This is a genomic window from Vibrio albus (assembly GCF_003144035.1).
Classification (GTDB): Bacteria; Pseudomonadota; Gammaproteobacteria; order Enterobacterales; family Vibrionaceae; genus Vibrio; species Vibrio albus.
The window spans coordinates 74139-94792 of the sequence record NZ_QFWT01000008.1; the positions used below are offsets into that span (position 1 = coordinate 74139).

Below are 20654 nucleotides of genomic sequence, written 5' to 3' on the forward strand. Positions count from 1 at the left end.
TAGGGATACTAAGGCCTTCTCTCTAAGAGCTGGGATAATGGACTGGAACATGCTCACTGAATGGGAAACAAACAGGCTCTGGTATATGGACATGCCATACAAAAAGTATGGCATGTCCCATATTCACAGAATGATCGTCATCAAGCTTCAGGATGGCTCGCTGATCATTCATAACCCGGTTGAACTGACCATACACCTGCAAACTGAACTAACCAGGCTGGGAAAGGTTAGTGCCGTTATTTCTCCTTCGATGACTTACCACCAGACGCTGTCTGAATGGTGGCTTACCTATTCACAGGCGATGTTCTATGCCACCCCGTCCCTGATCAGTCTGCGCTCCGATATCAATTTTGATGGTGCCCTTTCCAGCCATAGCCCGGCGACCTGGAAAGGAGAGCTGTTACAAACGCCCCTTCTCGGCTCAGATAAACCCCGAAAATTTGTGTTCTGTGATCCGCAAAGTAATACGTTGATACTAGCGGACAACCTTCAGGCGGCTCAGCCTCACTTGCCAACAGGACAAAAACTGTTGGCCAGGTTACAAGGACTTGATCAGAAGCTATGCTACCCCGATTCGGATAGAACGCATATCACCCAGATGAACCGGCTACGACTCTCTGTGCAGGAAATAATGACATGGCCGTTTGACCGGTTGCTTTCTTCGAATGGGTTAATTGTCGAACAGAACGCTAAGGATGCTTTTTATCAGGCTTTCTGGTGGGCATTTTAGAGCTTCAGAATTTAAGTATGGGCCTTAAATAAAAAAAGAGCCAATCGCAAAAATCGGCGATTGGCTTATAGATAGTGTGAACAAATTATATTCACTAACAACGTCAGTTGGCTAGGTGACCCTCGGCTTTAAGAAGGGTCGATATATAACTAGCACATAGCATGCCAACTTTTTTTCCTCATTAGTTTTGCATAAAAACCAACCATAATTAAGTAAAATCTAATACTTTGTAGGTATAATGCAACTAAACTTTCGCATTATGCATTTGCATTATGCGAAGGCGATGCATAATGACATGATATTAATAGGGACTTTATGCATTTCCTATCAATGAGTCGGATACACGCATAAAAGTTCTTGTATACTTGGCTCTTCTTATCGACGTTACTAAGTGCAAAATACATGAGTTACTTGATCACCTTCTTCAAAGGAATGGCTATGGGAGCCGCAGATGTGGTTCCTGGCGTTTCCGGAGGCACCATTGCCTTTATTACCGGAATTTATGACACTCTGCTGGAAAGCATTCGCCGGGTGAACCCAACGTTAATTGGTATCTGGAAGCGGGATGGGTTTAAAGCCGTATTCAGTCATATCAACGGCTTTTTCCTAATCAGCCTGTTCAGTGGTATTATCTGCAGTCTTCTGACTCTGGCGAAATTGATCTCCTGGTTACTGGTTGCCCATCCAATCCCACTCTGGTCATTCTTCTTCGGCCTGATACTGGTATCTGTTTACCATATCGTACGTCAGATAGAGCAGCGAGATCTTATCCGCGGCCTATTCACCCTGCTGGGTATTGGATTTGCCTACGCTATTACTGTGCTAAAGCCTCTGGAGATGGATCCAACCAATATTAATGTGCTTTTGGCTGGTGCTATCGCCATTTGCGCGATGATCCTGCCAGGCATTTCCGGTAGTTTTATCCTGCTGCTTATTGGTATGTATACGCCAATTCTGGGGGCAGCCAATTCCCTGCAGGTTGATATTTTACTGCTGTTTGCCGCAGGCTGTGTTATTGGGTTGCTCTGCTTTTCCCACGTGCTGTCCTGGCTTCTTAAACACCACCGGGATTCCACCCTGATGTTTCTTACGGGTGTGATGGCCGGCACGCTCCCCAAAATCTGGCCATGGAAAGAAACACTGACATGGAGAACCAATTCCCATGGTGAACAGGTTCCCCTTTTACAGCATAACCTGTCGCCATTCGACTTTGAGGCGATCACTTCACAACCTCATCAGTTACTGTTGGCCATTATTATGATGCTGGCCGGTATCGGTATTGTTCTGGTACTGGAGAAGTTTGCGGATAATTAATACTGGCAGACAAACAGATAAAATAGCCGATACTGTGAAACAAAGCCTGGCAACTCTGTCAGGCTTTCTGCTATTCTTTAACCAGTTATGCCGTTCAATGGAGGATAAAAGATGATTGTAAGCCACACCCACCCGGTAAACGAAGCGGCTTAAGTAAGGGTAATTCCACTTACTGCATTTTTACTCTTTCACTTTCCCCTCTTCCTTCTTACCCGGTGAGTATTTGATCCGGGGCATTTGTCGTATCTGACCTGCCCCAAATACCATTTATGTCGATACCGTTATACAAACCTCCGCTTAAGGTTCAGATAACGGCTGTCCAGGGTATCAGACCATGCAAAACACCATTAACTTACAACCAATAACCCTACAACAACTTGGCTGGCAACCTTTTTTCCAGCAGCAACTGACACTTGAAGATTATGAACAGGCTGTTATTGCCCGAGTCATCGCTCATCACCGTTCCGGTTATGAACTGTTAACCAAGCAAGGCAGACACACATTACCTATTCTCAGCCAGATGCCACTAATGACGGTGGGTGACTGGGTATTATTAGATCAACAGAACCGGTTTTCCCGCCTGTTGGACAGACATTCTCTGTTTAGCAGGAAAGCGGCCGGGACCAAAATCGCGGAGCAGTATATCGCCGCGAATGTTGATACGGTATTTATCGTCTGTTCGCTGAATCAGGACTTTAACCTGAATCGGATAGAGCGTTATCTGACACTTGCCCGTGAAGCACAGGTGGAGCCAGTCGTTGTACTGACAAAGGCGGATCTCTGCACTGACGCAGAGAGTAAACGACAACAGGTACAGAAGTTAGACCCGATGCTGATGACAGAGTGTGTTAATAGCCTCGAACCGGAAAGCGTACAGCCATTGATGCAATGGTGCGGAAAAGGTAAGACGGTCACATTTCTCGGCTCTTCAGGTGTAGGTAAATCCACATTGATTAATACACTCATGGGTCATAATGAACAGAAAACGGCTGGGATAAGAGCTGACGATGATAAAGGCCGTCATACCACGACCTCCCGTTCACTCCACTTTCTCCCTCGGGGAGGTATCCTGCTGGACACGCCTGGTATGCGGGAACTGCAGTTAGCCGATTGCCAGCATGGGCTCCGTGAGACATTTTCAGATATAGAAGCGCTGGCAACTCGTTGCCGGTTTTCTGACTGTCATCATCAGACTGAGCCTGGATGCGCAGTACAGAGAGCGGTGGAAAGTGGTAATTTGGACCCCAGACGCCTGAAAAACTATCTCAAATTATTAAGGGAACAGGAAAGAAATAGTGCTTCCCTAGCGGAGTTAAGAGCCAAAGAACGACAATTCAGCAAACTATGTCGTAGCGTAAAAAAAGAAAGGCCGTAATAGAGAAAAGGAAAGTCACACTATGAAAAAATAAAAATAAGTGCAGAAATAAAAGCAGTTTAATATTTCTTCGTCGCTCCATTACCAGGGGGTTTTGTCTAAAATTCAATCAACCCCCTTTCCTTTCTTTTTTTACTTAAAATCAACATATATTCAACATTTTTGTCTATATACTCATCATTTCTTGCATTTTCGTCGGACAAATTTCGGTTATTGCTAGACACATGCTCTTCAATGATTAAACTGTGCAACGCAGCCAAATTAACTATTCTATCAGGCTGAGACAACACAATAATTCATTACAGGAAAAGACATGCAAAACAGCAACACTCTCATTGCAAGATACGCCAGCGGCAATCTTGTAATACAAATCTTAGTCGGTATCGTCTTCGGTATTGTTCTGGCAACGGTTTCTCCGGAAGGAGCCACCAATGCTGGCCTGCTTGGCCAACTCTTTGTTGGCGCACTAAAAGCTGTAGCACCCATTCTGGTATTCATTCTGGTTGCAGCTTCTATTGCGAATCAAAACCGGAATCAACATACCTATATGCGCCCTATCGTGACGCTTTACCTAATTGGTACTCTGGCAGCAGCCTTTACTGCCGTTGTGCTAAGCTTTATGTTCCCAACCACTCTGACTCTGGTTGCGGGTGCTGAAGGAACAACCCCGCCACAGGGCATTGCAGAAGTTCTTAACACGCTGCTGTTCAAAATGGTAGATAACCCAATTAATGCACTGAGAGAAGCCAACTACATTGGTATTCTGGTGTGGGCTATCGGTCTGGGTATCGCTCTGCACCATGCTTCCGGTACCACTAAAGCCGTCTTTGAAGACCTGAGTCATGGCGTGTCGCAGATCGTTCGCTTTATTATCCGTCTGGCACCATTCGGTATTTTTGGTCTGGTAGCCTCTACCTTTGCAACCACCGGTTTTTCTGCCCTGGCCGGGTATGCACAAATTCTTGCGGTTCTTCTTGGCGCTATGCTTATCATTGCTCTGGTGGTTAACCCGGTTATCGTATATGTGAAAACCAAACAGAACCCTTACCCGCTTGTCCTTCAGTGTCTGCGTGAAAGTGGCGTTACCGCATTCTTTACTCGTTCAAGTGCGGCGAACATTCCGGTTAACATGACTCTGTGTGAAAAACTGGATCTGGACGAAGATACTTATTCTGTTTCTATTCCTCTGGGTGCAACCATCAACATGGCGGGTGCTGCAATTACCATTACCGTATTGACACTGGCAGCTGTACATACTCTTGGAATTGAAGTCGACATGCTGACCGCACTGCTTCTTAGTGTTGTTGCTGCAGTATCAGCCTGTGGTGCTTCTGGTGTTGCCGGTGGTTCTCTACTGCTTATCCCTCTGGCATGTAGCCTGTTCGGTATTTCAAATGATGTGGCGATGCAGGTCGTTGGTGTGGGCTTTATTATCGGCGTTCTGCAGGACTCTGCTGAAACTGCGCTGAACAGCTCTACTGACGTGGTATTTACCGCTGCAGTGTGTAAAGCGGAACATCAGAAAAATAGCTAGCGGTAGTATGAAATGAAATAGCCCGGACCATTCGGGCTATTTTTTATCTGCAAACACGCGTTAATGCCTGTCCATCGGTGAGTGGCTGAAATCAAGGTGATCCGGTTCCGGTTTGCTTTCCGTTTCCTGAAACAACTCCTCTTCTTGACCCTCTTCTTCCTGCTGCTCTAACACCATAAATTCATTGCCGTCTACATCAGGAAAATAGCTTTCGCGCTTATACAGCTTATTCAATGCTTTTATCAGAGAGTGCGTGCCTAAGGACCCTGTATCCATCTTCCGTATCAGCGGTTTTAGCATTGCCTGCAGGCTGACTACGGAATCCACACCGAGTAAATTACCGACATCATCACGCCGATGCCGCGCCTCGTCATGACCAAAGTGAGCCGATAAAAATAGCCAGATATAAGCGATGGCATTACCTTTAGACCCCATTCCAACCCATATTTCTCCCGCATGATACTGAGCTTCTGCGTTGGCCTGTTCACCACCTCTCTCATACCAGTAAGACGCCCGGGTATGATTATGAGGCACACCCGCGCCATCACGGTAGTGATGCCCCATTTTTAATTGCCCGTCAGCATTGCCAGCCATTGCCGCACGAAAGTGCCATTCGGCCGACAGTTTCAGATCCGGATTCAGGTTAGACTCCGCCATGTACCAGTCCCCCATAAAGACCTGGGCGTCGGTCATATCCTCTTCTGCCAGCTCTTCAATAGCGCCGATTCCCTTATCAATATCCTGTTCGACACCAATTCCTGCAATAAAAGCCTTACCCATTTTAAACTGAGCGTGTTTATTTCCTTCAGCAGCATCAATTGCCAGCTGCCAGAATTTAGCCTTTTCTTTTAAAATGATGTCATCTTTGGCTCTGCCACAGACCCGCACGACACCGTACATTGCCACCTCGCTACCCAGTAACGCTGCTCGCTCATACCAATGTAATGCTTCAGCCGGATTGGAACGCTCCGCTTCTTTAGCAAGGTACAACTGAGTGGGAACATGCCCGGTGTCTGCTTTAAAGATTCGTTCCTTACGTTCTTCGTCCTGCTGCCTTTCAATCGCTTTTCGATAAGCCCGTTCGCGCTCAGCTTTTTTCTCTGCCATCTTTTTCTTCTTCGAAGACAGCATCGCCATCCAGATAAAGATGGAGAGGAGAGAAAAACCGGCAATAAAAATAGCGATATTCATGACATGTATCTTTTAATCTCAGAGTTTCAATAATCTATAACGGCCATAAGGCTGAAAAGTTAAGCTTCTTTCCATTTAGGGCGAGCCCTAACCATCATAAATGATTTCCTGAGCCAGTCAGAGAAAAATCAATAGGTTCTACGCCCCCGGTCACCGAACAGGGAGGAAGCCCACATTATTTCTTTTCCTTACTATGGGTATATACTTTTTTCTGAAGCAGAATGGACACAAAGATATGCAGCACAAGTTCGTCATCTATCAGGTGTTTACTGCAATACCCGGACAACCAATACCCCGTGGGGAACAGCAGAACAGAATGGCCTCGGCAAATTCAGCGACTTTACCCACCAGGCACTAAAAGCAATTAAAGAGTTAGGCGTTACCCATATCTGGTATACCGGTGTTCCCCATCACGCTTTGCTCGCAGACTACAGGGAGTTTGGTATCACCAATGATCATCCCGCAGTAGTCAAAGGGCGCGCCGGCTCCCCTTATGCCGTTAAAGACTATTACTCGGTAAACCCCGATCTTGCAGACGATCCGGCCCAAAGGCAGGAGGAATTTGCAGCCCTTATTGAACGTACTCATACTCACGGCTTAAAGGTCATTATTGATATTGTTCCGAACCATGTCGCCAGATGCTATCAGGGACAAGACAACCCTGACGGAATCTCTGATCTGGGCGCGAACGACAATACCCAGACTGAATATGACCGGCATAATAATTTTTATTACATTCCGCAGCAAGAGTTTCAGGTTCCCGATATACCAGACAGCTACCAGCCGTTAATCAACGAATCCCTTTTTCCATCCTACCGTGAATTTCCGGCAAAGTGGACCGGGAATGGTTCAAGAGAGGCAAAACCAGGTTTTGATGACTGGTATGAAACCGCCAAAATCAACTACGGCATTCGTCCGGATGGTAGCAAAGATTTTTCCGAACTGCCCGACGACTATTCACAGCATGATTACAGAAAACATCATGAGTTCTGGCAAGATAAAGAAGTGCCGGATTCCTGGAAAAAATTTCGCGATATCGCCCTCTACTGGCTGGATAAAGGTGTCGATGGCTTTCGCTATGATATGGCGGAAATGGTGCCGGTCGAGTTCTGGAGCTTTATGAACTCGTCAATCAAGATGCATAGGCCAGAGGCATTTCTGCTGGCAGAGGTATACCAGCCGAACCTGTACCGTGACTACATCCATCTGGGAAAAATGGATTATCTGTATGACAAAGTCGATTTATACGATCTGCTGAAAAACATCATCCAGCAAAAATCCTCAACCAGCCGGATAACTGAAGTACAACGGCAGTTGGCTGATATCGAACACCACATGCTTAATTTTCTGGAAAACCATGATGAACAGCGTATTGCCTCTCCGGAATTTGCCGGTCATCCGGAACTTGCCAAACCTGCGATATTACTCAGTGCGACTCTCAGCAGTTCTCCGACAATGATTTACTTTGGACAGGAAGTCGGTGAAGCCGGAGCCGAAAACGCAGGATTCGGCCAGCCATCACGCACTTCGATATTCGATTATATTGGTGTGCCTGCCCACCAGCGCTGGATGAATAACGGTAAATTTGATGGCGGACAGCTATCTGAGCAAGAAAAATCTCTACGGTTCTTTTATCAGTCAGTATTGAATTTTACCCTCAATACCAAGGCTCTGACTGGCAGTTATCATGACCTTTACACTGTAAATCAGGAGAACATGGGTACCGGCAGAGATCACTGCTTTTTGTTTGCGCGAAAATTGGATGGGCAGGTAGTGATTGTGGCGGTCAATTTTCACCCTGAGGAAAGCTTTCATTTTCCGGTGCTGATTCCGGAAGAACTTGGGTTAACAGAAAACAATTATTGTTTTAGAGAAATGATTATGGGAGAAAGTAAAATCGAATTAGAGAGGAAAAACAGCAAGGTTTCGGGAAGGCTCACTCTGCCACCTCTGGCAGCTTTGGCTTTTTGCTTTAAAAAGTAATCATAAAAAAGCCCACTTCAATAAGTGGGCTTGGATTGTATATGATTCAATTATCGAAATTAGTCGATACGCGAAAATGTTTCAGTACTTTCACCGTAATCAGACATATCAAGCGTTAGACCACTATCAGAAAAACTATATGGCAATGTCACACTTGCAGCAAAACCACTCGGGCCAGCATCACCATTGCTATTACCCGCTACCGTATCACAACCGGCATCACCATCGTCTTCACAAACGGCTGTGAAATCGGTTGTAGCTGCTGGAGTGAAAGTAATGGCACTCTCGTTAAGCGTATACGTACCAAACTCTGTCGCATTAACGATTGCGTGACCATAATTAACGGCAGTCAGCAACTGATCAATGCTCGGCTCTGATGGTGTACTATCTGATACATAATCCTCATCGTAAAAACCGGTATAGCTCTCATTCAGGTCAACATGCATATAGTTGCCATTGCCATCCAAAACGATAAGAGTGATCTCATCAGGGTTTTCAACATACCATGCACCTGCTTCCGGGTGGTCAGTAGTACTGACTATTTTAGTCAAGGCTCCAGATCCATCCTCGCTGCTAAGCGTCATCGCTGTAGAGGCACCAGACGTAACAGTAAGTGTCGCACCCACTAAAGTATCGTCAGCATTAGAATTGATAACCGGAGATGCACTGGTAAAAACAGATTCCGTATCAGAAGTGTTCAAGTTATAAGTCCCGCTTTCAACACCACCTATAACGCCACCAGCACCCAGAGTCTGTTGAGCGCCAACATAGTTTTCATTATCCACAATAACTGCAACAGCGGCCATAGGAGCACCAGGTTCACTATACACCCATGCACCTGTCAGCAGGTTTTCATACTCGGTATAAGACCAAGTTGCACCAAGAGCGACTTCATCATAAGTAGAGTCATCATTCTCTTCATCTCCATCACCGTTATAATCCTGACCTACAGTTGCATCAACATACAGGTAACCATAATCATTGGTTGGCACCTGATCGGCATCAAGTGTAAATGTTACCGAAGCGCCATTAATAGATACAGAGTAGTAATCCGTTGACACATGTGTTCCAGGGATATAATCACCATTAGACCAGTAATCGGTGTTCACCCATGAACCATTGGCGTTCATACCGAATTCCATATTTTCATTGATGCCAATCCAGAGTATGTGGCTATAGCCGGCTGGTGCTTCCGAATTTAACGCTTCTTGAATATCACCATTTGCAGTGACCGTAACCTGAAGCTTCGCATCAGATGTTTCCACCGCACTGACTGACAATAACTCGAAGCCAGCGTGAGCTCCATTAGTTGAATCATCGGTTTCATCGAGAACTTCTCGTTCAGAAGACAGGTCCGAATAAAGGCTAGCTTCAAGTGCAGACTGGTTGGTGTACAACGTTTGTTCGTACGTCTCATAAGTCTCACCACCATCTTCTGTTTCTGTGATTTCAACAGAATAAGAGTCACTGCCTTCACCTAACAGAGTAATCGTTGTTAGTTCGCTTCCAACACCGGCAACTAACTGACCACTAGCATTAATTACGTATGGAATAGATTCACTGCCATCATCTTGTTCAGGATTCAGCATATTAAGACTAGTTAATGTGTAGTTAGAACCAAAAGTAATCTTGTAGAAATCGTCGGCATACCAGGTCTGGCCACTAACCATGTCATTCGTCATAGCAATGGTATCAGAAGTACCGGTATCCCCCGTGTCCGAAGAATCATCTGACTCAAGAGAAGCTAAGTATTCGCTCGCTTCGGTTTCATCATGATAAATCCGGCCAGAACCGCTCACTGTTGAACCGTCTTCAGTGTATTCATAACTGAATGCAAAATAATTTGCTTGGATATCTGTAAACGTCAGTGTATTCACAGAAGCATCGTCATCATCAGTGACAACCATTTCAAGGTCTTTGAAAGTAATGGTTGTGGTTCCACTTTCACCATCATTTTCATTAACCCACTCACCAGTGGACAGGTCACTACTAAATGTCCACGATTCCATAAATGCGTCAGTATCGCTGACGACCGCATATGTAGTATTACCAGCCAAACGCTGTCTAATCAGATACGTTTCTGCTGCAGCTTTATCTGCTAGTGGGTAAAGACGTTCAACATTGCTGCTATCAGCTTGGTTGGTCATCTCTATATAATGAGAGTTATCATCAACCTTTACTAATTCGAGAGTATATGTATTGCTCTCACTACTTTCAGTATCGGCGATAGTTAAGGTAATACTATCATCTTGAGAAGTACTGAGCGTAATTGAGGCTTCTCCATTGTCACTACCAACTTGATCGGTATAAGTAGCAGACGTGACATTGCCATCACTATCAACTGAAAATAGTACTTTTCCATAGCTAAGATCACCATCATAGCCGACATCTAGTAGACCTTTACTATCTGACAGGATGGTATTGATTAAGTGAGTCGTAGCCTCGGCTTCTGAGATCACTACATCACCAGCGTCTTCGACAACCGTTGTCACTGTGCTGCTTACCGCTGTAGCAGTAGTGTCAGTGTCATCACTTAAATCAACCGTTGAAATATCAGTAATTTCGGCTTCAGTCATAGCTGCAACAAAAGCTTCAGCTTTAGTCTGAGTATCAGAGTCAGAATCAGAGTCAGAATCAACGCTAACATCAATACCGTTAGTTGGGTCACCATCATCATCCAGGTTTTGCAGTATCTGTGCAATTGCAGTATCTGTTTCCTGAATCGTTTCACCACTAGCAACATCTTCCAGCACAGTTGAAGAAATGGTCTTTAAAGCGATTGAACCAATAGAAAAAGTACAGTCTGCACCCTCTTCAAAGAAGAATTTACCATTACTATCAGTGGTACCTGTTTCAGAGCCACACGTATAATTGATACCAGCAACTGCGGCGTCAACATAATATGCATATGGAGTAGTATTTGTAGAAGAGCTGCTGCTTCCGCCGCCACATCCAACTAACTGGGTAGAACAAAGCGCCCCGATAACCAGAGCCAACTGAGTACGTTTCATGATTCGTTCCTATTTATAAAAATTGAGTAGACAACCTAGAATTAGAAATCTAATTATTTTGTGAACCATGTACTCATGCATCACCCATATGGGTGAAAACACATATGAATAGATATATTATTTGATATTAATCAAATTACATTCTTTTAAATTTCTTAATAGAATTCGCTTTATTACCCCAATGAATGATAATTATCCTATTAAAGCTTAATAAATTTTCTTGGATAAAAGTCTTCGATGATCACCATCAATCAAGCAAACAATGTTCTTAATAGTGTTTCTCTGGCTACTGAAGAAGCAATAGAGAAGCTCATTGAAGACGAGCTAAATTATATGGGGTTTGCTCAGTGCGTAATTATTATTCTGGATTCAGAGCATAATCCGGTCTTTCGCTATCATCGGGGATTTACCCAACACCAGCTTGATACTTATGTTAAATATATGAATCACGATATTTATATGAACAGCTATTTTAAAGAAGGAAAGTTTGGGAAACTGCAATATTTACAAGAACTAATACCAAGCAAGAATATAAATAATGAGATTTTTTGCGATATTTTAGTTCCAGCACTGAAAATCGAACATTCGATGGCTGGCTTACATACACTAACCTATCAACATATGTTCTTTTTTAGCTCCTATACCGCACGTAAACCCACCGTCAAACAACAAATGCAACTCTATGAGTTCTGGCAATTTATGATTCACTGGGCAAACAGTTGGGTAACTCATAAGGAATTAGATCAACAGTGGCAAAAGCTGAGTTCTTATAGACAAAAAGCAAAGTTAAATCAGAGCCTTACGCCATCAGAAAGAGCGGTTTTATCACTCCTTATTCAAGGACTGGACGGTAGCGAGATTGCCCGTCATAGAAATGTATCTAAAGAAACCGTCCGTAGCCAAATAAAGCAGCTATTGAAAAAAACAGGTAGTAAACACCAGAACCAGTTGTTATCCCGATTCTTCTATGGACAGCTTGATATTTTATAAAACTACAGGTGGTAGCAGCCTCTACTATCACCTGTGGTTGGAATGTATTACGAAATAATCTGCTCAGAAGAACAAAAAGCAGCCTCATTCACCGTCACCGTTCCGGCACAACAGGTTAGCAGAGAGCCCTTTGATTCTGGCGCAAAAACCAGATTAGTCAGGGTATATAACCCTCCACACAGATGCAGCTCGCTGGAGCAGGTATCCGAGATGTGAACGAAATCAATGACGTCGCTATCAGGTATTTCCAGCACACTTTCAAATGCAAAGAGCGCCTGATACTCATCACTTCCGTTAGAGTCAAGCGTGCTTCGTTTCGTTGTCAGGTGAATACCTGATTCATCTCTGTTGAATGTATAGCTGATAGCGTCATTACCCAATGGACGATATTCAACTTCACTGTCCACCGGCATGGTTAGCGACAACTTAGTTATACCAACCAGAGTCTCAGTAGGTAACTGAAGACTTTCTTTCTCCACCAGAGTACGACTCTCGTTAAGCACTGGAGAATACGAGCCTTTCCACTCATCCGGAAGCTTACTGACCAACCGAACGCCTTCCTGAGTTTCTGCTAATTGCAGTTTTCTCGGTATACTCATCGCCCCGCGCCAGTGCGCTGTAGGAATACCGTTGGCATAAAGGTTATTATTCATCCAGGCAATAGCGATTCGCTGGTTATCGGCAACGTCTGACCAGCTCTGAGCAGCATAAAAATCCCGCCCGAAGTCCAGCCACAAAACCGTATCATCAGTATTTGCGTTCACGAACTGATAACCGTCAAAGGTACCGACAAAATACTGAGTACCAGTACCACCCACCGGACCGCACTGCTGAACGCCGACAACTAATACCCAGTGTGTTTTTCCATCAAGCTGTAATGAAAACAGATCCGGACATTCCAGAGCAAATTCATCATGAGCACCAGCCGTCGCACCAAATACGCTGGTTTTTTCCCAGCTTAGCATATCTTCAGAGCGGTAGAAGCCGATATCCTGACCTTCGGAAACCACCATAATCCATGCCCCCGATTCATCGTGATAAGACACCTTAGGATCACGAAAATCTTTCAGTCCGGGGTTATCCACGACAGGATTGCTCTCTATCTTGTCCCATTTGATTCCGCCATCCTGACTACAGGCGATATGCTGACTCTGAATCCAGTTTGAGCCATCTTCAGGCACATAGTTGGCCGTATAAAAAGCAACCACTCCGGGTTGTTCAGCCTGCTCATCAAACAACCCGCTCGAGTTGTTCCGGTCAACCACAGCACTACCGGAAAAACAGGCTCCACGCTCATCAGGAGCCAGAGCAACAGGCATATGGGTCCAGTTTATAAAGTCCTCAGAAACAGCATGCCCCCAGTGCATGGGGCCCCAAACTGTATCGAAAGGATGGTATTGATAAAACAAGTGATATTCGTCGTTAATACGGACCAGTCCATTCGGATCGTTCATCCAACCGAACGGCGGAGAAAAATGAAAACTCGGGCGATAAAGATCACCGGTAAGCTGTGCCATGCTAGCGTCCTCAGGGCAAGAAAATATATATATAATAGAGGGAATGTTCTGGCGCTTGTAGCCGTACTTCCTTGTATTTAAAGTCTGATTATGGATGGTCGAGAAGACAAAAACCTCATCCCCTACATTGCCCTGTAAGAGTAGGAGGGGGGAGTAGAAGAAATCAGCGCGATCCAGGGCAACATCACATTACCGTTTTCCATGACGGCTATATTTGTGACTGAGCGCATATTCAATTGACCATTTCTTTATATGATGTTAACTGAACTCACAAAAAAACAACATATCATAGGGGGCGTAGAGAATAGTAGGATGAGTATATCTCCATCTTTCGACACAATATGTCTGGTGTACGGTACTGCGTGCCGACAAGCCTGACAATATCAATAAAATGGAAACGAATTATGAAGAAGATGACCTTAAGCATGATCGCGCTAAGTACCCTAGCAGCTATCAGCCCAATCAGTGCTAATGCAGCTATTGAAGAGGGACAACTTACGATCTGGATGAGCGGTGATAAAGGCTACAAGGGAATGGCTGAAATCGGGGAACGATTTGAAGCAGAAACCGGTATTCCGGTAACCGTTGCTCACCCTGGTGCTGTTCAAGACATGTTCCCGCAAACTGCTGCACTGGGTGATGGCCCGGATATTATGCTGTTTGCTCATGACCGTTTTGGCGGGTACGCAGAAGCAGGTCTACTGGTAGAAGTTAAGCCTTCCGCAAATATTAAAGATGGTATTGTTGACTTCGCATGGGATGCAGTGAAATACAAAGGTCAGCTTATCGGTTACCCTATCGCTGTTGAATCTCTGTCTCTGATTTACAACAAAGACCTGGTTCCTAACCCACCTAAAAACTGGGAAGAAGTCGAAGCTCTGGATAAAAAACTACAGAAAGATGGCAAAAAAGCCATTATGTGGAACCTGAAAGAACCGTACTTCACATGGCCTCTGATGGCGGCTGATGGTGGTTATGCCTACAAATACACGACTGATGGTTACGACGTAAAAGATACCGGCGTAGCAAACTCAGGAACGAAAGCTTCTATGAGCTTTGTAAAAGATCTGGTTAATAAAGGCATTATCTCTTCGGATATGGATTACTCAGTATCAGAAGCTGAATTTAACCAGGGCCATGTTGCAATGACAATCAACGGTCCTTGGTCTTGGGCTAACATTGACAAATCAGGAATTAACTACGGTGTGACAACACTGCCTAAATTCCATGGTCAGTCATCTAAGCCTTTCGTCGGTGTATTAACAGCGGGTATCAGTACTGCGTCGCCAAACAAAGATCTGGCCATTGAGTTTCTGGAAAACTACCTGTTAACTAATGACGGTCTGCGTACCATTAACAATGATACCTCTCTGGGTGCCGTTGCGCTTAAATCATTCCAAAAAGAACTGGATAAAGATAAGCGTATTGCTGCAACAATGAACAACGCTATCAATGGTGAAATCATGCCAAATATCCCAGAAATGAATGCCTTCTGGGGTGCGGTTAAAAATGCCATTATCAATATCGTTGATGATCGCCAAACCGTTGATGACGCTCTGGCTGATGCAGAAAAGCAAATGATCAAATAATCACTTCTCTTCTGTGATAACGACTTCAGCCCGCGCCTTCTCAGCGGGCTGAATTATATCGCCAACAGCCTGACTTTTTCCGCCCGATATAACCCGCCTAGCACCATAAATTCCTGCTCTCCCTGCAAACCCTGTGGTAACAACGACTCAAAACAGGCAACCTTTTGAAAAGGCACTTTCACGGCATAAACCTGAGATCCGAAGCGTAACGCTGATTCCGGATCAGCGGTAAATGAGCTGAGATTATTAAACAGCCGCACCGACTGACCATCCAGCGTATGTTCTGGTAACTCGGCACACCCGCGGTAGAGGGTTAAATGGTTAGTTCCGGGGTAACGCAGGCGTAATTCTTGCTGACAAAAGCAATACAACAGATCAAGCTGACTGTATAGCTCATTGGTATTGTATATGGCACGGGTACACGTTTGTCGGAACCGAAGATATTCAGGGCTGTCCGGGCCAGACACTGACTCTTTATGAAAGCAGGTGACCAGACCAAACCGGGATTCAACCCAGCTTCGCCACGCTGCTCCCTGTTCATTGTCTGAATCAAACAACCACCCTAACAGTAGCCGACGATAATTGACCTTGGGCCGGGGTGGAGAATCGTCCATATCCTGATTCTGCGGTTTCACTTTCGCCAGATGAAAACGAGCCGTCATAAAATCATTAAAGGATCTGGCCCTGGCTACAGGGTCTTGCTCCCCTTTTAAAGAGTCAAATAAACGGGGGTACCAGGTACTGATACCGTCCAGCTCTAACGGAATAGGGTTATCCTGATAAGCTACACTCGCCAATAGCCAGGAAGGCACATTACAGTAATTGAGAGGAAAAGTGATCCGATGTAACAACTCCGCTTCAGCGTCACCAGGAGTATATAACGACGTATCCGCAGAACAAGAATCAGACATCATGGGCAATACTTCCTGTTTGCTGGTGTGACTGGTTATATAGTGCATCCGCCAATGCACAGATATCATCGTGCTGGTGCAACGCCTCCAGCCAGTCCTGACGAATTCCCTGGTGGCCATAATAGGCTCCGGCCAGCTGTCCGGCCACCGCTGCCGTCGTATCGGCATCGTTACCCAGGTTGGCTGCAGCTAATACACAGTCTTCAAAAGAATCGGTATTCATAAAGCACCATAACGCTGACTCCAGGCTTTCTACTACATAACCACTTCCGGTCAGCTCCACGTAGGGTTTGGCCAGAAAGGCTCCAGACTGAAGCTCTTTTAGCTCTTCAGTCTGCGGCTCGTAGTCCAGTGTGGTCACAATCCTCTTCTCTGCACCATTGATTAAACTGGTCAGCACTAATGACAAATAACGACAGGCATCGATACAGAGAGGCGATCCATGCGTCGTTCTTGAGCTTTCTCCTCCGTAGTACACTGACTGATGAGGTTGTTGCTGATAACAGATGGAAACAGGGGCCAACCGCATGATTGAACCGTTACCGGAGCTCCAGCGTGCTTTAGAGCCGGAAAATGGCTCTCCGGTTTTCTGAAAACGGCGTAAAGCGGAAGAAACACTCATCCCGACATCAAAGCAGATACCGATACTGCTCATATACCCATTGTCCAGCCAGTCACAGTAACGCAGCATCTGGTCGTGAGCATCAAACCCTTCCGATGTCACCAGACTATGTCCCAGGCACAGAGCCATTGAGGTATCATCCGTCCACTGCCCTTTTTTCAGGCAAAAATGTCCGCCTCCGACCATATCCGTTATCGGCTTAAAAGTGCCCGGTGGCCGAAACTCCAGTGTCGTACCGACAGCATCACCAACGGCGAGCCCTATTAAACATCCTCTCGATTTTTCCTGAACGGGCAGCACTCCCTGTGCCTGAGCAACATCCATACTCACTCCTTTTGATTATTCAGCCAACCCCGGGCTGACAACAAATATCGGTTTAAAAACACTCTAAAACGGATTAAAGATAAAAACCATACTATAAAAGAGGTTTTAAAGGCTAACGCCAACTTGACAACCTGCATTGATCGACTAACTATTGATCTCTGTAATCGTTATATACCTGTAACATTAATGGCTTACCGTTAACCATAAACTCAGAGATGCATATTGACTATGGCAGCCCCCTTTCAGCACAACTACAGTTTTGATCCCAGCTATGGCTATAGCACCAAAACCCTGCTGGCGGCTGCGCCAGGTAACCCTCCGGCGGATTTTGCTGAATTCTGGACCAGAAAATATCAGCAGGCACTAGATACGACCCCAAGATTAAGCCTGCAGGATACCGGCGAAGTATTTAACCACTGGCGGATCTTGGATTGTTATTATCATACAACGGATCACATACAGATAGGTGGCTGGCTTCTGCTTCCTGCTCACGGAAACATCAATAACGCATTAGTCTGGGCACACGGGTATGGCGGGCTTGAGGCTCCGGATCCAAGCTGGAACCTCCAGAATACCGCAATACTGTTTCCATGCAGCAGGGGGATCGGCCGCAGCAGAAAAAGCCCAATATCCAGTCAACCTGAATGGCATGTATTGCATAACATACAAGATAAACAGCGGTATATTATCGGGGGATGTGTACAGGATATCTGGTGTGGTATTTCTGCGTTGCTGACTCTGTTTCCTCAGGTAAGCGATCATATCGGGCTTATCGGCAGTAGCTTCGGGGCGGGCCTGGGTGTGTTCGCCAGTGCTTTTGATCCCAGAATCACCCGCAGCCACTTCCATGTTCCGACTTTCGGTAATCCGGAAATCCGGATGACTCTTCCGACCGTCGGCAGTACACACTCGCTGCGTCAGTTTGCCCTGACTCATCCGGACATAGTGGCAGAGACGCTGCCTTACTTTGATGCGTCCTGCGCGGCCCGGTACCTTAACCACCCCAGCTACTGGGCTCTGGCGCTGTTTGATCCATTTGTTGCCCCGCCCGGGCAATTCAGTATCTACAATGCCTGCCCCGGTGATAAACAACTTTATCTGCTCGAGGCGGGCCATTTCTCCTATCCAGATGAGCATCGTCAGCTCCGGGAATTACGTCAGTTAGTGGAAAAATTTTTTACAAAATCAGGAGCCGGACATGCAGCGTGAATACCATCAATGGTGGAGCCCTAACCTATCCAGAAACATGGAGATGCTTATCTTTGGTCATGGTGGGGCTAAGGTATTGATATTCCCAACCCGGGGAGCGCGTTTTTTTGAGTATGAAAACCTTGGGCTGGTGAACGCTCTGGCCGACAAGGTTAACGCTGGCTATCTGCAACTGTACTGCGTTGACAGTATTGATGCAGAAAGCATGTACTGCTTCTGGGCTCACCCCCACGGGCGCATCATACGTCATATACAATATGAAGAATATATCCTGCAGGAAGTGCTGCCGCTAATGACGGAGATGAACACCCACCCTTATACCATTGCTCACGGCTGCTCACTTGGCGCATTCCATGCCGCCAATATCTTCTTCCGCCACCCACACCTGTTTAATAAGTTAGTTGCGTTTTCCGGACGCTACGACCTGACCTGGCAGGTCGAATCATTTTCCGATCTGTTTGACGGTTTTTATAGTGACGATATTTACTACCATACACCAACCCACTTTCTACAAAATCTGAACCGGGAAGACCATCTGCGACATATAATGAATAGCGATATTACTTTTACTATCGGTGATGCTGATCCATTTCTGGAGAACAACCATCTGCTGAGTCATATCCTTAATCAAAAAGGTGTCACTCACCAGATGTATGAATGGAAGGGACGGGCTCACCGAGGGCGCTACTGGCGACAAATGGCACCATTGTATTTGTAACCATTTCTGTTTTTGTAACCACTTTTGTATTCGTAACCACGCCGGCCTCTCATCAAATCAATGGTGAACTCTGTTCTTCTGATAGCCAGGCAACACGAACCTGGTTGCGACCATGTTCCTTGGCCTGATACATGGCGGTATCCGCACGGTGAATCAGGGTGTCAATATTTTCATTGGCAATCCGTTCAGCAACACCAATACTGACGCTCACTTTCGGCTTCATATGCTGTTGTTCAATCGACTGCCGGAGTTCTTCCAGAACCTTTTCTGCTTGTTTTGCATCGTACCTTGGGAGAAGAATAATAAACTCCTCTCCTCCCCAGCGGCATACGAAGCCAGAATCAGTCAGTCGTCTCTGACACTCGTGCGCAACTCGTTGTAACACATGATCCCCAATCTGATGACCGTAGCTGTCATTCACTGATTTAAAGTGATCAACATCGAGTAAAGCGATAGAACAAGGCGCACCTGACTGAGCGGTATCCTTGAAGCACTTATTCACAATGTCATCAAACGCCTGACGATTGTAAGTACCCGTTAATTTATCCGTCGTTGCCATTCTTTCTAACCGGGCCTGATATCCCCTAAAACTGAACTGAGCAATAAAAATCACAATGACGGCAACTAAAATACTGATAGAAAAATCGTTGAACAGCGTCTCAACAAAAATCTTGCTGTTAAATTTATCTTTTTGCTGAACAATGAGGTACCACTGAAACTCTTCCACCCAGCGGCTGCTGACATAAAACTCTTCTCCGTCTGCAGTATAACTGCCACTCATGCTTGGAGACGTCAAAATTTGGGTAGCAAGTTCTTTTAACCCTTCCTTCTCCTGAATCGCATGAAAATCTAATCGCTGTGCACCTTGAAGTGTCACTTCGCCCAGTTCGTTGATGAAATAAACTTCACGCTCATAACGCTTCTTATATTTTTCGATAACCCCGGCCACCGCATTGGAACTCAGCCCGACACCAATCACACCAAGGAAACGATGCTCAAAGTCATAGACCCGGTAGTTAACAAATACAACAACCTGATCAGGGTTCGCCTTATCGTGATCAATATTGACTTCATAATCTTTGCCCGGATTTTGTGCTTTTACCCGGTAATACCAACCATCTCTGGGATCATCTTCTGAAATATTTTTAAGGACGCCGGAATAGTGGTAATAGCGATTCGTGCGATCCGAGACAAAAAAACTGGTGACGGTACCATACTGACGTTTTATCTCTTCGAGGTACTGGAAGATTTTTTCAGGTTCCCGCTCACCCGATAACGTCCAGTCCCGCACAAACGTATCTTGTGCCATTAAAGAAGAGATAAAGATAGGCCGAATCAGATCTTGCTGAATTTCAGAGTAAATATTATCACTCGTCAGAGGCAGCGAATCACGTTTAATTTGTTCTTCTAATGCTTTATGAGCGACGTGGTAACTGACAAAACTGGTAATAATAAATCCAAATAAGATTAAGCTAACCAGCAGCCAGGTAAACTTATTACGAGTCATTGTGCGAAGAATCCATTAAAAAGGGCGTAAAAAAGAGGACATATAAGCCGAATTGCACAATCCTAATATACTAATGATAATTCTCTGGTTAACCATTTCCTCCAATGTGACACATATCACGATTTATAA

Annotated in this window: 15 protein-coding genes; 9 read left to right on the forward strand and 6 right to left on the reverse strand. The window is 45.3% G+C overall.

Annotated features, from left to right (window positions below):
- The first annotated feature begins 37 nt into the window (after positions 1-37).
- The 4 genes from DI392_RS14380 to sstT all read left to right on the forward strand — a co-directional run bounded on the left by DI392_RS14380 (position 38) and on the right by sstT (position 4953).
- The gene (locus DI392_RS14380) at positions 38-730 is read left to right on the forward strand and encodes a DUF4336 domain-containing protein (protein ID WP_245884074.1); all 693 of its coding nucleotides are present in this window, start codon (positions 38-40) and stop codon (positions 728-730) included.
- A 402-nt stretch (positions 731-1132) separates the two neighbouring features.
- On the forward strand, positions 1133-2044 hold the full coding sequence (locus DI392_RS14385) for a polyprenyl-phosphate transporter (protein WP_109320390.1): 912 nt from the start codon (positions 1133-1135) through the stop codon (positions 2042-2044).
- 334 nt (positions 2045-2378) lie between these two features.
- The gene (rsgA, locus tag DI392_RS14390) at positions 2379-3419 is read left to right on the forward strand and encodes a ribosome small subunit-dependent GTPase A (RefSeq protein ID WP_109320391.1); all 1041 of its coding nucleotides are present in this window, start codon (positions 2379-2381) and stop codon (positions 3417-3419) included.
- 313 nt (positions 3420-3732) lie between these two features.
- A complete protein-coding gene (gene sstT, locus DI392_RS14395) occupies positions 3733-4953 on the forward strand; it encodes a serine/threonine transporter SstT (protein WP_109320392.1) in 1221 nt (406 codons plus the stop codon).
- A gap of 60 nt (positions 4954-5013) precedes the next feature.
- Here sstT and DI392_RS14400 read toward each other — a convergent pair whose 3' ends face one another.
- Positions 5014-6144, reverse strand: a complete 1131-nt coding sequence (locus tag DI392_RS14400; protein ID WP_245884076.1) for a tetratricopeptide repeat protein — start codon at positions 6142-6144, stop codon at positions 5014-5016.
- Positions 6145-6345: 201 nt separating this feature from the next.
- Here DI392_RS14400 and DI392_RS14405 point away from each other — a divergent pair, with 201 nt between their 5' ends.
- Complete coding sequence (locus DI392_RS14405) at positions 6346-8127, forward strand: alpha-amylase family glycosyl hydrolase (RefSeq protein ID WP_109320394.1); 1782 nt, start codon at positions 6346-6348, stop codon at positions 8125-8127.
- A gap of 59 nt (positions 8128-8186) precedes the next feature.
- Here DI392_RS14405 and DI392_RS14410 read toward each other — a convergent pair whose 3' ends face one another.
- A complete protein-coding gene (locus tag DI392_RS14410; RefSeq protein WP_109320395.1) occupies positions 8187-11138 on the reverse strand; it encodes a hypothetical protein in 2952 nt (983 codons plus the stop codon).
- A 237-nt stretch (positions 11139-11375) separates the two neighbouring features.
- Between DI392_RS14410 and DI392_RS14415 the strand changes: the two genes are divergently transcribed.
- Entirely contained in the window at positions 11376-12128 is a 753-nt protein-coding gene (locus DI392_RS14415) for a helix-turn-helix transcriptional regulator (RefSeq protein ID WP_109320396.1), read from the forward strand.
- Positions 12129-12175: 47 nt separating this feature from the next.
- Here DI392_RS14415 and DI392_RS14420 read toward each other — a convergent pair whose 3' ends face one another.
- Positions 12176-13645 carry a glycoside hydrolase family 32 protein gene (locus DI392_RS14420; RefSeq protein ID WP_109320397.1) on the reverse strand — a complete coding sequence of 490 codons (1470 nt, stop codon included), beginning with the start codon at positions 13643-13645 and terminating at the stop codon, positions 12176-12178.
- Between the two features lie 404 nt (positions 13646-14049).
- Here DI392_RS14420 and malE point away from each other — a divergent pair, with 404 nt between their 5' ends.
- The gene (malE, locus tag DI392_RS14425; protein ID WP_109320398.1) at positions 14050-15234 is read left to right on the forward strand and encodes a maltose/maltodextrin ABC transporter substrate-binding protein MalE; all 1185 of its coding nucleotides are present in this window, start codon (positions 14050-14052) and stop codon (positions 15232-15234) included.
- Positions 15235-15287: 53 nt separating this feature from the next.
- Here malE and DI392_RS14430 read toward each other — a convergent pair whose 3' ends face one another.
- Positions 15288-16148 carry an NAD(+)--dinitrogen-reductase ADP-D-ribosyltransferase gene (locus tag DI392_RS14430; protein ID WP_181388424.1) on the reverse strand — a complete coding sequence of 287 codons (861 nt, stop codon included), beginning with the start codon at positions 16146-16148 and terminating at the stop codon, positions 15288-15290.
- Positions 16138-17091 carry an ADP-ribosylglycohydrolase family protein gene (locus DI392_RS14435; protein WP_181388425.1) on the reverse strand — a complete coding sequence of 318 codons (954 nt, stop codon included), beginning with the start codon at positions 17089-17091 and terminating at the stop codon, positions 16138-16140. The genes DI392_RS14430 and DI392_RS14435 overlap by 11 nt, the downstream gene beginning before the upstream one ends.
- A 228-nt stretch (positions 17092-17319) precedes the next feature.
- Here DI392_RS14435 and DI392_RS14440 point away from each other — a divergent pair, with 228 nt between their 5' ends.
- Together DI392_RS14440 and DI392_RS14445 are read left to right on the forward strand one after the other, a co-directional pair.
- The gene (locus DI392_RS14440) at positions 17320-18300 is read left to right on the forward strand and encodes an acetylxylan esterase (protein ID WP_109320400.1); all 981 of its coding nucleotides are present in this window, start codon (positions 17320-17322) and stop codon (positions 18298-18300) included.
- Positions 18290-19018, forward strand: coding sequence for an esterase family protein (locus DI392_RS14445; RefSeq protein ID WP_109320401.1), 729 nt, complete (start codon positions 18290-18292; stop codon positions 19016-19018). Before DI392_RS14440 ends, DI392_RS14445 begins: the two co-directional genes overlap by 11 nt.
- Positions 19019-19070: 52 nt before the next feature.
- Here the strand turns inward: DI392_RS14445 and DI392_RS14450 are convergent, their stop codons facing one another.
- On the reverse strand, positions 19071-20525 hold the full coding sequence (locus DI392_RS14450) for a sensor domain-containing diguanylate cyclase (protein ID WP_109320402.1): 1455 nt from the start codon (positions 20523-20525) through the stop codon (positions 19071-19073).
- Positions 20526-20654 lie beyond the last annotated feature (129 nt).